General features: G+C 24.5%; 14 protein-coding genes. 10 read left to right on the top strand and 4 right to left on the bottom strand.

The genetic code is table 11. The annotated features are described in order from the left end of the window. Positions 1–7 precede the first annotated feature (7 nt). Together IC758_RS19780 and IC758_RS19775 are read right to left on the bottom strand one after the other, a co-directional pair. Entirely contained in the window at positions 8–1,177 is a 1,170-nt protein-coding gene (locus IC758_RS19780; protein ID WP_227824989.1) for a ParM/StbA family protein, read from the bottom strand. Between the two features lie 243 nt (positions 1,178–1,420). Further along, positions 1,421–2,095 (bottom strand): hypothetical protein, encoded by a 675-nt coding sequence (locus IC758_RS19775; RefSeq protein WP_227824988.1) that lies wholly within the window; start codon positions 2,093–2,095, stop codon positions 1,421–1,423. 271 nt (positions 2,096–2,366) lie between these two features. Here IC758_RS19775 and IC758_RS19770 point away from each other — a divergent pair, with 271 nt between their 5' ends. Both IC758_RS19770 and IC758_RS19765 read left to right on the top strand, forming a co-directional pair. Then, on the top strand, positions 2,367–2,672 hold the full coding sequence (locus tag IC758_RS19770; protein WP_227824987.1) for a hypothetical protein: 306 nt from the start codon (positions 2,367–2,369) through the stop codon (positions 2,670–2,672). Positions 2,673–3,007: 335 nt separating this feature from the next. Beyond that, positions 3,008–3,265: a hypothetical protein gene (locus IC758_RS19765; RefSeq protein ID WP_227824986.1), complete on the top strand. Its 258-nt coding sequence runs from the start codon at positions 3,008–3,010 to the stop codon at positions 3,263–3,265. Between the two features lie 408 nt (positions 3,266–3,673). Here the strand turns inward: IC758_RS19765 and IC758_RS19760 are convergent, their stop codons facing one another. Continuing rightward, the gene (locus IC758_RS19760) at positions 3,674–4,879 is read right to left on the bottom strand and encodes a helix-turn-helix domain-containing protein (RefSeq protein ID WP_227824985.1); all 1,206 of its coding nucleotides are present in this window, start codon (positions 4,877–4,879) and stop codon (positions 3,674–3,676) included. 398 nt (positions 4,880–5,277) lie between these two features. Here IC758_RS19760 and IC758_RS19755 point away from each other — a divergent pair, with 398 nt between their 5' ends. Next, a complete protein-coding gene (locus tag IC758_RS19755; RefSeq protein ID WP_227824984.1) occupies positions 5,278–5,550 on the top strand; it encodes a hypothetical protein in 273 nt (90 codons plus the stop codon). 215 nt (positions 5,551–5,765) lie between these two features. Then, entirely contained in the window at positions 5,766–7,034 is a 1,269-nt protein-coding gene (locus IC758_RS19750; RefSeq protein ID WP_095903729.1) for a replication-relaxation family protein, read from the top strand. A gap of 39 nt (positions 7,035–7,073) precedes the next feature. Here IC758_RS19750 and IC758_RS19745 read toward each other — a convergent pair whose 3' ends face one another. Beyond that, a complete protein-coding gene (locus IC758_RS19745; protein WP_227824983.1) occupies positions 7,074–7,547 on the bottom strand; it encodes a hypothetical protein in 474 nt (157 codons plus the stop codon). Between the two features lie 208 nt (positions 7,548–7,755). Between IC758_RS19745 and IC758_RS19740 the strand changes: the two genes are divergently transcribed. The 6 genes from IC758_RS19740 (at position 7,756) to IC758_RS19715 (ending at position 15,657) form a co-directional block, all read left to right on the top strand. Continuing rightward, positions 7,756–9,720: a ParA family protein gene (locus tag IC758_RS19740; RefSeq protein ID WP_227824982.1), complete on the top strand. Its 1,965-nt coding sequence runs from the start codon at positions 7,756–7,758 to the stop codon at positions 9,718–9,720. Positions 9,721–9,744: 24 nt separating this feature from the next. Further along, the gene (locus IC758_RS19735) at positions 9,745–10,524 is read left to right on the top strand and encodes a Flp pilus assembly protein CpaB (RefSeq protein WP_227824981.1); all 780 of its coding nucleotides are present in this window, start codon (positions 9,745–9,747) and stop codon (positions 10,522–10,524) included. Positions 10,525–10,734: 210 nt separating this feature from the next. Then, a complete protein-coding gene (locus IC758_RS19730) occupies positions 10,735–12,192 on the top strand; it encodes an ATPase (RefSeq protein WP_227824980.1) in 1,458 nt (485 codons plus the stop codon). A 115-nt stretch (positions 12,193–12,307) separates the two neighbouring features. Further along, a complete protein-coding gene (locus IC758_RS19725) occupies positions 12,308–13,711 on the top strand; it encodes a CpaF family protein (protein ID WP_227824979.1) in 1,404 nt (467 codons plus the stop codon). Positions 13,712–13,777: 66 nt separating this feature from the next. Next, complete coding sequence (locus IC758_RS19720) at positions 13,778–14,731, top strand: type II secretion system F family protein (RefSeq protein WP_227824978.1); 954 nt, start codon at positions 13,778–13,780, stop codon at positions 14,729–14,731. A 29-nt stretch (positions 14,732–14,760) separates the two neighbouring features. After that, on the top strand, positions 14,761–15,657 hold the full coding sequence (locus IC758_RS19715) for a type II secretion system F family protein (RefSeq protein WP_227824977.1): 897 nt from the start codon (positions 14,761–14,763) through the stop codon (positions 15,655–15,657). Positions 15,658–15,792: the final 135 nt, after the last annotated feature.

The following is a 15,792-nucleotide window of genomic DNA, read 5'->3' as shown; positions in this document are numbered from 1 at the left end:
TCACATCCTATTTTTGTTTTACTGTTTTTCTTTTTCTATCAATTAATTCTTCGTATTCAGTTAAATTTTCTTCATTACTTTGATTAATTTTAATAATTAAATCATTAAAAGCTTTTATTATTTTTTTTGTGTAATTTGCAAGTTCAATCTTCGAAATTTTTGAGTCTTTGAATTTTTGAGTTAGGTCTTTTATTAAATAAGAAGCACAGTTGTCCCAAGTAGCTGTTTCAGAAAAATATAAATTCCCACTATTATTAGGTAATAACTTTTCTAAATATTTTCTTAAAGCAATTGAGCCTCCACCCGTAAAAATTATTAAATGACTTCGCTTATATAAGAAAACATTTTTTGAGCTTAATTGATTAAGTATTTTATCATCTATAAAGTCTAAAACTGTATTTTCTATAAAACTTGCAACTGAATCATAACCATTTATCATATCATCGGAAATAGCATCAATTTCTTGGTTTTCTATCGCTTCTAATATATTAATAGAATCAATATCAACTATGTCAGCATTTATATTTTTTCTAAGAGTTGTTCTTAAATGTTCTTCAAGGTGGTTTGTCCCAGCTTCATCAAGAGAAAAACTTTCTAAAGTGTTCCCTTTTTCATCGTACAGTCTATGATTTAAGTTTTGGCCACCTATATCAATGACTCTAACTTTTCTTTTAGGAAATCTCATTCGAGGTACTAAAGCCATCCCTTCAGGAAAAACATTAAATCCAGTAATATTAAATGATTTGTCTGAACCATTTAATATTATATCTATTTTTTCATTAGATTTTATTAAATCAACATATTTCTCTCTTTGACGCTCATTTGAAAAATCAGATGATGGATATCCAACAACTACATACACATTTTCATTTTTGGAATGAACCTCTTTTGCAATAGATGTATATACACATAACTGGTGGTGTATATTATTTTTTGTTGTCTCAAAATTGTAAGAAGACTGTACACCTTCTCCTATTAAATATTTGTCACCTTCAAATTCTGCTCTAAATTGAAGATCAGAAGAACCATCAATATCAGAAAAGGTCCTTCTCGATTGTGTTTTAGAAGGGAACATGTAATGTGTTAAAAGCTCATATGTATTTGAAAATACAACTACTTTAACAGCATTTTTTCCAGGATCTACCACAATTATTTTGTTTGCCATTTTTTCATTCATACTTTTCCTCCATATATATAAAATTATTACAATATAATAAGATATTATCATAATATGTAAAATAATTCTATTATTTTATCAATTTATATAAATCATATTTATTTTTTTTGTTTTTTAAAAATAAAAAATAAAATTAAGAAATTTAAAATTAAATAATTTTAAAAAATAAAAAATAAAAAAATATAATTTAATATTTTTATAAATTTAGTAAAATATTAAATTATATTTATATTTTTTAAAAATTTAATTTATGCTATCAAATAGTTTCATTTCTTTTTCTAATAAAAAATTATCTTCTGATATATTGCTATTTATTGTTTCTATTATAGAGCTTCTTTCTAAATCAGATGTTAAATTTGATATTAGCTTTTTAAAATTTAAATGTCTCTTTTCTAATAATAAATAGATATCTTTATTTTGTTCAAATAAAGTATTTTTTTTATGAAAAGAAGATAAATTATCTTCTACTGCTTGTTTCTTTTCTGATAAATAGTTTTGCATATCTAAAAATGAAAAGTTCCCACTATAGTATAATAATGCATTTTGCTTTACAGAATCATAATTTTTCTTTAATAATATATTCTCTAAATTTATTGCTTTTTCTATTAAATAAATACTCTTAGTGGATTTTTTTTTATTAATAATTTGTTCTTTTTTTTCTATAGTTATGTCTTTTGGGAGATAATCAAATTTAGATAAAGAATCAGGTACAATTTTTAACAAAAGAAAAAATGAGAAGAAGATAAATAACATAAATATAATCTTTAATGTATTTCTTGATGTTGCACTTCTATTGTATAAAAACGTTTCATTAGTTTTATTATCTTTTTTAGTTGATTCAAATGGACTTTTGTATTTTATAACTTTGCCATTTTTCATTTTTAAAAATAAGTATTTTTCTTTATTTTTTTCTCTCATATTAGTTCCTCTCTATTATCTTAAATTAAAGTTTAATAAAAGAAATCCTTTAAAATGGATAACTATTTATTATATATCTTTGCATATGGGTTTGATAACTTTTAAAAGAGTAACAATATATAAATTCAAACATAATAACTCGTAAATGGTATAAGCTCTAATAATGTCAATATAAAGCTATTTTAGTTATAAAAACTATAGGCCTGTATAAGATAATACTATAAATTATAAGTTTTATAATATTTTAAAATATAGAATAGGAGAGATATTTATGAAAAAGATAAAGGGATGTATTATAGTAGGTGTTTTTATAGCTATACTTGCAATTATAGTAAATAATTTAGATATATTAAAAGATACAGATTATATAAGTACAAAATGTGCTTTTGATTTAGTAGAGGAAAAAGTACCTAAAGAAGCTATTTATCAAGGATATAAGAAAAATCAAGTAAAAGGAGAAACAGTGCTTTATTATGCTTATAAAGATGCAAGTCATATTGTTACATTATCACATCCAGAAAATGTAACAACAAGAGAAATAGATTGGAATGAAGTCTGTAAAATGAAATTTGATTAAGTTTAACAGATAAGGATTAAGTTTTTAAATATGTAAGTTTTTGAGTACATTTGTTTTTTAGGTTTTTAAAAAAAATAAACTTGACAAAAACTATTTTTTAGTATATTAATATAGGTTATTGTTCTGAGTAGTTATGAATATTCTGAAAATTGTTTGTTTTATTTTTTATAAACAACGAAAAGCTTGACTTTAGTTGAATAAATTAGTAATATATAAATATAATCATGTTGGTTAGCAATAAAGCAGAGAATGTCTATGGTGCTAAAACATATAAATTCAAATTAAAAGTGAATAGTCTATAAGTTTTATTTGAATGGAGAGAGGATAAGAATAAAATGCGAATAAGTAAAAAAAAATTAAATCAGACAATAGAAAAAGTTATAAGCAGAAATAAGGAAGAACTATATAAATATCGTGTTGATGAATTAAGTTTTCAATATGTAAATATAAAGAAAAACAGAAATAGAGAAGATTATGATATTATAGTCTCTATAGATGAAATAGAAGTTCCTTTATCTCTTATTCGAGACATAGTAGATGAAGCCTGCCAGGAGTTAGATATTAAAGTTGGTAGGACTTTTATAGAATTGTAGATATATATCTTATTAATAAAATATAAGTAGTGCAACATAGATTATGAATGTTTAGTGTAAAATTATTATCAAATAGTAATCTACACCTTTAAACTTTAGAGAGAAAGGCGTAGTTTTAATAAATATAAGTAATATGCTTCATCCTCAATGTTATTAATATGAGGATAGAATAAGAAAGTAAACTTTAACAAATTTTGTATTTAAATTTAGGAACTATATCCAAAATAAATATATAAAACCTCTCAGTTTTTGAGAGGTTTTATATATTTATTGAGTAAAGGTTGAAAAATCTTTTTAGATTTGGTAATATAAATATATAGAACCTATGTTTGAATTATTAAAACAAAAACACCTACAAGAGCTATTGTAGATGTTTTAATGGTATTTTTATAACTAATAGTTTAAGGTTTAATTACTAAGATCATTTATAAAAGTATCTATATATTCTTTGATTTTGAAAAGTCCATCAAGTTTAGTTTCGTCTTTCCATTCAGTTTCAACGATTTGTTCAATTAATTTTATTAGACTATCTTTTTGTTTTTTTGTTGCAGGTTCTCCATATATTAAAAAATCGTTATTTCTCAACAAATCTTCCAATTCATCTGCATTCTCAGATGGATGAGTTTGTTTAATTAATTTTATTAGATTATTTTTTTGTTTTTTTGTTGCAGGCTCTCCATTTATTAAAAAATTGCTATTTTTCAATAAATCTTCTAATTCATCTACATTTCCAGATGGAGGATTATATTTTATATTTTCAGATAGAGGATATACATTTAGTATTTTGTACAGTTCTGATCTATCTTGTCCTAAAGCATCTGACAAGGCACATGCAACTGACATAGATGGAGCTCTCTTATCTCCATCCTCGATTCTACATATATATGATGAAGATACATCTGATAATGCCCCCAACTCCTTGAAGGTTAATTGTTTTTCATTTCTAAGCTTTTTTATCCAATCTCCAAAACGAGTATCTGTGACTCTCTTAAGTCTATTGTAGAGTACTTTTATTTTATTATTAAATAAGCTTATTGCTCTACGTCTATCAACTTCATCAAGTTTTTCATCTATAGCAGGAAATACTTCTTTGTAGAGATTGTCTATTCTATTAAAAGTATCCTCTGAAAGATTTTTATTATTTAAAGTTGCGTTTATCTCATTTATTAAATTATTTATCTCTTCAATGTCTTCTAATTTAGCCATATCTTCCACAAATAAATCCCAGCGAGTAGATTTTATTGGAGCATATTTTCTTCTTAACTTTAAAATTCTACTATTTAAGATATTTTTTGTATCAGTATCAATTGAAGATTCCTTTAAAAATTTGGAAAGTTCTTCTATTTCTTCTAATTGTATAAACTCACCATTTTTACCTCTTTGCAGAGCATCATCAATCTTTTTTAATAGATCTTCCTTTTCTTTTAGTACTTTGTTTTCCTGTTTTATCTCTTCATACTTTTTTAGGAGTAGGTCCTTTATATCTTTGTCTATTTTGTCTATTTTGTGTAATTGCTGAATAGCGTTTTCTATTAAATCGTCGTCTATTATATCATCATTTTTAATTTTTTGGGCAAATTCTTCATTGAGAGTTAATAAGTCATTTAGATTCATATTATTGTTGGTTATAGACCAACATTCACCTCCTTATTATATTTTTATTAATTTTTAAGTTATAGTTTTTGCATTTATATATATTATACCACAATTAATCACGTTTAATATAAAAAATATTTTATTTTTAAAATATAGAAAAATAAACAAATATGAAAAATGAAAATTTTAAGAAAAAAGAATAAATATAAGAAAATAACGTAGAAATATGTAAAATACAGTAATATAAAAATAGTACTGAAATTAATTAAAAGTAATAATATAAGATGCCTTTAAATATTGACTAATAAGAACAAACGTTTTATAATAATAATGTACAGAATTATTCATTTAAAATAAGCAATAAAAAAGTTAAAGTAGACTATAATCTTAAATAATAAAATAGGAGATTATAGTTAATGAAAGAAAAAAATGTTATTATAGTTGAAGAAGAAAAAGCACCTAATTCAAGGGTTAAAATAGTCCTAATTAAAGAGGCTATTCGAAGATGCCCTACTGGTAAAACTCTTAATGTAAATGTTATTTGTAAAGAACTTGGAGAAATATTAGAAGAAAGATATCCAACAGAAGACTGTTTAGAATATCATTCTAAAAGGATGGGACTATTTTCCACGAGGGATATGGTTAAACAGATAAAATCCTATGTGGGCAAGAGTTATAATGGAGATTAATAATATTTTTAATATTCAACAAGAAATTTACTTTTTATAATTATATCAATATTTGAAATAATTATAAATATATTTTTACATTATATTTTTAAAATAATTTTTATATATAAAAAGGTAATTGTATTTAGGCAATTACCTTTTTATGTATAAAGAAGAATGATTTTATTATAAATAAGTATAATAATTTATACATAAGAAAGAAGAGGTTAACGAAATTGAAAAAAGATAATATTTATGACATAAAAAATACTTTAAGTGATATTGATCTTAATGTACTATATCATATATATATACATAGGTGCTTAACAATAAGACAAATATATAGAACTTTTTATATAAATGAATTTTCATTCAATCAATTTATAGATATAAAAATAAACTTTTTTATAATTAAAGATTTACTTGAAGAAGTTTTTTTTAATAAAAATAATTCTGCTTTGTTTCTGACAAAGATAGGTGTTGAAATTGTTAGAGAGAAGTTTTGTCTTGATGTAAATACTATCAATAAAGATAAAATTGTAAAGGGATATAATAGTTCATCAGATTTAAAATTACTATCTCGATTAATACCACACCAAATATTCTTAAATCAATTTGTTTTAGATTTTAATGTAGCTTTAGAGTATAAGCAATTAGACCTAAAGACAGAGTACTTTGATGAAAAATATGTTTCTCAATATCAAAATATTCGACCAGATGGGCTTTTAAGATTAAAAGACATGGATTTAGATTTGTTTTTAGAGTTAGACATGGGTACTGAGAGTGAAAAGCAGTTATCACTTAAATGGAAAAATTATAGAATGTTTTTAAATTCAACTGAATGGGATTTAGTAAGCAATAAAGTGATAGTCTTATTTATAGTGGAAAATGTTAAAAATGTAGAGAATAGGAAGAATGTAATTAAAAAAACTATTATAGATGAGATGTTGGACCTTCTTGGAGAGAAGTTTGAACTATTAGTCGGAACAAAAGAAGAACTTCTAAGAATAGTCTTTAACAATATTATACCCAAGTTAAGTAAAAAAGAAGAAGCATTTGAAAATATAATAAAAAGTAAACATGGATATTCTGTTTCAAAAGGTGAAAATCTAAAAGATAAATTAGGAGGAGATATTTATCCTTATTATATAAAGAAAACAGAGAAAGGTATTGAACATGAATTTTTAGTTGATTTTTATACTGGGAATCAATTAAATGTTGTTAGACGTATGGAGCTTTTAAAGAGAAATAGTTCATTATTTAATTATTATAACAAGAGAGATGTTAAATTAATAATTGTCTGTGAAGACATTGTTTCCAATATAAAAAAAGATGTGAATTTATCATCATCAGATGTGTTAAAAAATGAAAATATTTATTATACTACCATAAAAAGGTTAACTAAATTTGATTTAAAGACAGCCTTGTGTAAGATTGATGCTTTTAGCAGAATATATCATTTTTCTGATGATAATTTAAGTATACGATGTCTTGAAGAATCATAATAAATAGACTCTTTATTTAAAATAAAGAGTCTATTTATGTTATGAATTAAATATAAAATCGACCTTATCTAATACATCTTTTGGCAAAGGATTTATTAATAGTTTAGAACCAAATAAAAATTCTCTATCTTTCATTAAATTATTTTTTTCCAACAAAGATAAAACGTCTTCAAAATGTTTACCAATAATATCTTCTAACATATTAAAATTATAGTCTTTTAATAAACTCATCTGTTCTTTTGTTCCAAAACTTAGATTATTTAAAAAATCCCAAATGTTATTTAAAACCAACCCTGTTTTAGTATTAGGTAAGAGTTCTTTATATTTATTGTTATTACAATTAAAACTTCCTATTAATCTATCATTTTTATCTTTTAACAATCCATTTACTTTTAATACAGTGTTCATTCCTTCTTCTAATGTACAAGAATTAATACCTTTAACTTTTATGCAAGTCAATAATATAATAAGCTTCATCCCATTGTCTGTGTTAAGACAAATTACCTTTTTCATAAAATAACATCTCCAATCTAAACTTTTTAAAAAAATAAACATTTTTGAATTTAATGTATCTTAGATATTTTAAAGAAAAATATTCTAAATAAAAAAATAAAATCTAATAAGTTGATTTTTTATTTAAGAGATATTAAACTTTAAAAAGTTTTAAAAATAATGTCATAGTATATAATGTTTTAAAAGATTAAGAAGGAGGAAAATTAAAGTGGTTAAAATTTGTTTAGCTGTTGCATTTAAAGATTTAGAAGAATATCTAATTGATAATACTGAATATATTAAAAAAGAGATTGGGGAGGATGTGGAGTTTGTGGGAGAAGTTGTTTATAGAGAAGGTGTAATGCAATCTATAATTAACAACACTCCTGATATCTTGATTATTAGAGAGGGGTTGCCAGGTAAAGTTGATATATTAAGACTGGTACAAGAGTTAACTTTGTGTTTTCCTTTCCCTAAACTAAGAATAATTTTTATATCTAAAGATAGAAGAATTGGAGATGCTCTTCTTGCATCATTAGTCCAATTTAGAGTGTATGACATTATAGTAGGAAATAATATAGATGCTTTTTCCATTATAGATAAAATAATAAAACCAAATATATTAAATGATGTAGCTCAATTTTTACCAAAGATAAGAGAAACAGAAAAAAATACAAAATTATTTGAAGCTCAAGATTTAGAATTAATAAAAAAAGCAAGTGAGATTAATCAGGTTGTAAAGAAAGAAATAAAGCCTTTAAAATCAATAAAAAATATAGAGTATCATGATAAAAAAATTCCAAAGGATTGTTCAGAAGAGAAAATAATATTTGAAGGAGAAATAGAAAATGAAATAAAAGAAGAAGAGTTAGTAATAGAAGATGAACTAACAAATATAGAAAAAGAAGAAATAGTAATAGAGGATGAAGAAGATATAGTTATAGAAGAAGAAATAGTAATAGAGGATGAAGAAATAGAAGAAGAAGTAGTGATAGAAGAGCTAAAAGATAATGAAGTAGAAGAAACAGAAGAAGTAGTAGTGATAGAGGAAGAAGAATTAAATATAGAAGAAGACTTAATAGAAGAAGAACTAATCAATATAAATGAAAATTTAATAATAGATGAAGATATAAATACAAATGAAGAAAAAATTAATATAGAAGAAGATGTAATTGAAATAGAAGAAGAACTAATAGTAGAAAACAAAGAGGAATTAAATATAGAAAAAGAAACAGAAATGAAAGGCTATTTAAAAGAAGATGTTTCAGTAAAAGAAGATAAGAAACAAAAAAAAGAAAGGAAGATTATTAAAAAAAATAAACCATTGAGAAATAAATCTTCTTTGGCTAAAAGTAGTGAAGAAAAGTTTACATATGTAAAAAAAACAAACCAACAAATAATAAGTTTTTTAGGAGCTAAACAAGGGGTAGGTAATTCTCAATTATCTTTTAATGTAGCTGTTGATTTGGCAAATAAGGGATTAAAGGTATTATACATTGATTTAAATGAGAGAAGCTCAATAAATGATATTTTCTATTTAGGATTTGATGAAGTTGGAATTGATACAGCATTAGAAGGTATAGATAAGAATGATTATATTTTAATTGATAAAAGTATTGTTACAATAAATAATCTTTTAAATGAATATGAACTCTTATATAAGAGTTATTTAAAATTTCCAAAGACATTAGAATTCTTGTTTTTCTCTCAAAAATATGTAGAAGAAAAATATGAAATTCCAATTAATAAAATAAAGGACTTAAACCTATATTTAATTATGCAAAAAGGATATGATTTTATAATAATAAACGCAACAAATGATATGCAGAATGAATTATCAGAACTTCTTTTAATATATTCAGCAAAGATCTTTTTTACAATCGCACAAGATGCATCTATTATAAAAAATAATCTATTACAAACTAAAATAATGGATGAAAAAGGAATAAATTTTAGAGAGAAGTTCTATTATTTATTAAATAAATATGATAATTCAAACTTTAATAAAGATCAAATTTATGAGTGGGTGTCTGATTCTTTAAATTTAGAAGGTTTCCCTATTATAACAATACCAAATTTAAACAGAGAACTAATAAATTCTAATTTTAATGGATTACCTTTAATTTTAGAGAATAAAAAAAATAAAGAAATGAAAAAATCTTTTTTAGACATCTATAATGTAATAATAAAATAATAAGAAAGGGTTTAATTTTTAATAATGAAAAATATAAAAAACAAAGCTAATATATTACTACAATTTTCTCTTTTTGTACTATTTGCAGGGGGTGTATTCTTTTTCACTCAGTCTCAAGTAAAACCTGTTGCAGTTTACCAGTATAGTAGAAATATTCAAGAGAATACTGTAATCCAAAAAGGTGATTATATAAAAACATTTAAACCAAAAGACATTATAACAGAAAGCATGATTACAAATGAAAAAGATATTAATGGAAAGATATTAACCACAAATGTATATCGTTCAGAATATGCAATTAAGAATAATTTAGAAGACCCAGCTAAACTTGATGAATTTGCAAAGATAGATTTATCTAATCTTAGAAAAGTATCTATTCCCGTTGAAATGAAAGATGCAGTTGGAGGCAACTTGAAAAAAGGAGATAGGGTTGATTTAACTTTTGTTAAACAAGGGGATTCAAAAAATAATGATACTTCTGATAGTTTTACATATGCAAAGACATTTATGCAAGATGTTCTTGTTTATAATGTTGTTGATGATGGGGGTAAAAAATATGTAGACCAAACAGAAGGGACTCAAGCTTTGGCCAATGAAAAAGGGGAAGTAGTTGAAAGTGGCTCTTTAAGTATTGTTACTGTAGCAGTTACAGCACAACAAGCAGAAGAAATATATGCAAGACATAAAGATGGAGATATTGGAATTATTGGTAGATTTAAAGAGAGTCAAGACACAGGAACTTCTGGGTATACAATAGGAGAATATAAAAATATAAAAACACAAGAATCAAGTCCAGAAAATTAATATTAATAAAAAATGTTATTAAATAATTTATTTAATAACATTTTTTTTATGTAAGTAAAAGAAAAGTAATTATTTTTTATATATTATATAAGATATATTATTACAAGTAATTAACTAAGACAGGTTAAATATTACACATAACTATTTTTTTTAATATAGTAAGATGTAATATTCCAAAAATAGATTATATAAAAAAATAGGGGTGAAGAAATGAAAAAAATATTATTGTCTATTGGACAACCAACGCTTGATAATAAAATAAAAATTGATGTTATTCCCAAAGTAGGTATGGAGTTAGTTGGAGAAGTTGAAAATAAAGAATATCTAATTGAAAAGATAGAGGAAACAAATCCAGATTTATTAATAATATCTAAAATGCTAAAAGGGGCAGGATTAAGTATATTAGAGTTACTTTTAACAATAAAAAGAGAGTATCCAAAACTAAGAATAATCTTTTTAGCAGGAGAAGTCGATGAAAAAAATAAAGAAAAATATAAAGAATTGGCAGTGTTGGTGAAAGCTGGTATATATGATATTTTACATAAAAAATCAATTAAGCCAAGAGAAATAGTACATTTAATAGAAAATCCTAATACAAGAAAACAGGTAGAATATTTATTAAAATATGAAAAAGACAATGTTATTTATGAAGATGAAATAGTAGAGATAGAAGAAGAAAAGGAAGTTAAAGACTTAGAAAAAGAGGGATATAAAAATGTGTATGTAATTTCATCTATTAAGCCAGGTACAGGTAAAAGTTTTTTAAGCACAAATATTGCTACTAATATTGCTAAGTATGGAAGGAATAAAGATGGTTCTCGCCCAAAAGTAGCAATTGTAGAATCAGATTTACAAAATTTATCAGTAGGAACTCTTCTTCAGATTGAAGATAATAATAAAAATTTAAAAAATGTAATGGAGAAAATAGATACAGTAATAGTTAATGAAGGAGAGTCATTAGTTGATGATCCACTTAAAATAAAGTCTGTAAATGAATATATCCGAAGTTGTTTTAAGCAATATAAAAACTGTAAAAACCTATGGGCATTAACAGGTTCACAGTTCACAATGGAAGAAATAGAAAATATAAAAAATTATCATTATACTTATTTAATAGAAAACATATTAGATGATTTTGATGTTATTATTATAGATACTAATTCAGCACTGGACCATGTTTCTACATATCCTCTTTTAAGACTTTGTAATACTGCTTATTATATATTAAATTTAGATTTTAATAATATAAGAAATAATAGTAAATACAAAGAGACTTTAGAGAACATAAATGTGCTTAATAAAATTAAATATATACTGAATGAGGATATAGATAAAGATTATAAGATTTTAACTGGAGAAAGCATGCTTGAAGAATTGACTTTTAAATCAGATATGCTTGAGGAGAATGGATTTAATGTGATAGCAAAAATACCAGAAATCCCTAAAGAGATTTTTCTAAATAGACTGTATCAAGGCATTCCAATTGTATTAGATAACACAAACTATACTCTAAAAGCGAGACTTGAATTAGCTAAGGTAGCTAAAGAAATCTGTGAAATAGAAAATTTTGATTGGTTATACAAAGAATACCAAAAGTATAGAATGAGTATAAACGAAAAGCTAAATAAAACAAAAAAGAAAAAATTTTCATTGTTTGGCAAAAAATAAAAAAAGAACTATATAGTTCTTTTTTTTATTTTAGTATAGTCATATTTTTTATTATATAATTTTCTTTTTTTTATATAATATATAAATTTCAAAGAAAGGAGACAAGTAAAAATATATGGCTATTAATAAAGAGTTCCATTCCTTCAATAAAGATATAGTTAAAAATATAGGTTCAAATAAAAAAGGAAACAGCTACCTATTTGACTATGATGAAGCGTATGAACTTTTAAAAGTGAATGAAAATTTTAAGTCTGCCATGTCTGAAGATGTAGATTTAAAATTAGAAAATAAAAATAAGATAATAAAAAAAGATAAGAAATACTTTAGAGAAAAAAAGAAAAGCTATATGGATATGGTAGTTTCGACGATTAATTCAAGTGGAATTGAAGTAAGGGGGTATGAAAATGAATTACAAAAGCTTGCTTTAGAAATGGTTGAGGATTTATTTGGATATTCCACTATAAAAGAACTAATGTACGATGAGAAAGTTACAGATGTATATTGTCTTTCAAAAAACAAGATCTATTATGAGAGAGAAGGTTCAGAAAGTCCAATAAAATTTAATAAATCATTTAAGTCAGATGAACATTATAAAAATTTTATAGAACGATTATTAAAAGAAGCAGATAAATCCATGCTCGATAATGGAGAATTTAAAAGTATAGACTTTGATTTATATGAAGATAGATATAATGCTTTGTCTACAGCTATTAGCCCTAATGGATATGTCTTAACAATCAGAAAGCATAGTGAAAACCACATAAAACTACCTCAAATCATAGAAAAAGAATGTATGACACAAGAAGTGGCTGATTTTATTGGAACTTTGATAAGAGGGGGTTGTAATCTTATCATAGCAGGTATAACTGGTTCAGGTAAAACAACTACAATGAGAGCTCTTCTTGATTATTTTGTAGCACAGATGAATAGAAGGATGCTGGTTTGTGAAGATACAAGAGAATTGTTCCCAGAAAATGACCATACTCTTGAGCTTGTTACCAGCGAAGGATCCGATGAAAAAGATAAATCTAATATTAATTTAAGAGATTTAGTCAAGATAGCACTTAGACAAAAGCCAAGATATATTGTAATTGGGGAGGTTAGAGGTGTCGAAGCTGAGTCTGCTGTTGAAGCAATGGAAACTGGCCATGCCACTATTTTTTCTATGCATGCAGGTACAGCAATTGACGCTATAAACAGATTGGTAACTAAATATCTAATGCAAATGCCAACATTAGGAGTGGATGTCGTAGAGCGTATTATTGGGTCAGCCTTAGATTATATATTAATTCAAGATGACATACCAGGAATTGGTAGGAGAGTTACTTCTATAACAGAGATAAAGTTTGACAACAATACACGTAGAATAATAACAACTCCTATCGTAAAATTTAATTTTAGAACAAAAGATTTTGATTTTAAAAATAATTTATCTGAAGAAAAAGCAGATAAGATGCTTAGAAAAGGAATAAAAATAGAAGAGTTATCTGGATATATGGCAGATGAATGGACTGCTTAAAGATATACAATTTTTTATTATAAAAAAATAATATGTATATATTATATAAAAAGAGGTGATTTATGTTTGAACAAATATGTTTTATTTACAATAATAACATTGCTCTTATATATAGCAACAGCTTTGGTTTTAAGTAAAGTAGCAAATAAAAATAAAGAAATTAAGATAAAATCAAGGTTTGGGAATAAACATTTTAGATCTTCAGATGTCTCTGTAAAAAAACAGATAGAAGAAAAAATGTCCCAAAGAGCAAGTATTAAGAAAAAATATAAAGTGGAAACAACTTGTTTACAAGCTGGATATAACATCAATTATGGAGAATATAGTGTCATATGCATTGCTATGGCTATCTCACTACCACTTATAATGATGATTTTACTAAAAAATATTATCTTAGCTATAGTATTTATTTTTATAGGATATTCTGTTCCATGGCAATTTTTTAAAACTTTATCTAATAAAAGGGTAACAAAGATGGAATCTCAAATAGGCTCTTTTATTAGAATTATTATCGAAAGATATAAAATAAATAAAAACATATCTAAGTCCTTAGTTGAGACTTTACCAGATTTTAAGGGAAGTGAGCCTCTATACTCTGAATTAAAAAAATCAGTAGTTGATATCGATTTAGGTACGCCAATTGAAGAAGTTCTTTCTTCTCTTGCAAGAAGAACAGGTAGCAAATATCTAAAACTATTTAGTAATTATTATGAAGTATCAAGTATGTTGTCTTCTCAAGAGTCGAAAATAAAAATTTTAACAACATCTTTTTACCAATATGAAGATAATCGAATAATCAAGCGAGACTTGAGAAAAGAAATTATGGGGCCTGTTAGAGAATCATATATAATGGTTTTTGCTATTCCAGTGTTAATGATATATCAGTCTTTTGTCTCTGATGGATATCTGGATTTTATGATAAATGAAAAAATAGGTCAAATGGGATTGACTGGTATATTTGTTTCTATTTTATTATGCGTTTGGTTTATAAATGCTAAAATAGGAGCTCCATTAGATTAAATAGTTTTAAGAAAGGAGTAATATTAAAAATGGATGTTAACATGTTAAAATGGTTATCTGCATTATGTGCATTTTTAATCTTTATACCACTTGTAAGAAATATATTGAGAATTCTTTTTTCAAAAGAAGATGAATCTTTACATAAAAAAAGATTAAAACAGTTACAAAAAACAGAAAAACGAAAATCTGAGCAAGAAAAAAATAAAGAATTTATAGAAAAAATAACAACCCCTGTATCAACATATATTCTTCCTAAGATTGACAGAAAGAAAGATTTAACACAACTTGAGAAGGACTTAAAAATGTGTAATTGGGATAAATATTTTACTCCAGCTACTTTTATAAGCTTAGATATAACTATGAAAATATTAGCAGTTATAATTGGGTTAATTGTATATAGTATAGCTAATCTAATGTTAGCATTACTATGGGGGTCTATTATATTTTTTATATTAAATTTTTTGTTAAAGAATGCAGTCAAGGAGAAAAGATTAAAGATATTATCTGGATTTCCTGACTTTATAAATGTTGTTCAAGGTTTTTTAGTTTCAGATATGACGCTTGTTAAGGCGATAGAAAGCTCAATACCATACACAGGTACAGAATGGAGTAAATTAGCCCAAGAATTTGTCATTGATAGTAAAACAAATTCTCAAGAAAAATGTATTGAGAATATATATGAAAAAATAGATATTTTCGAAGTAAGGGAATTATGGTCTTTAATTAAATTAAATTCAGAACAAGGAATAAATATAAAAGAATGTTTTAGCAATCAAGCCAAAAAAATAACTGATTTAAATATGGAATTAATTCATAAGAAAATAAATACAAGACAAATTATGGCTACCTTAGTCCAAGCTCCATTACTACTATTATTATTAATAGCAATATCTTTACCTATGATTTCTCAAATGCTTATACTTTAAAACCAATTTTAGTTATATATATAAAATAAATTAATATAATAAAAAAATAAAAAAAAGGAGGAAAGGAGTTTAGCCACAAACTCTAAAAAAATATATGAATAACCAAATATTAATAAAAACAGAAAGTTGTAATAC

This window comes from Clostridioides sp. ES-W-0016-02, from assembly GCF_020641035.1.
Taxonomy (GTDB): Bacteria; Bacillota; Clostridia; order Peptostreptococcales; family Peptostreptococcaceae; genus Clostridioides.
This window is presented reverse-complemented; position numbering and strand designations above follow the sequence as displayed.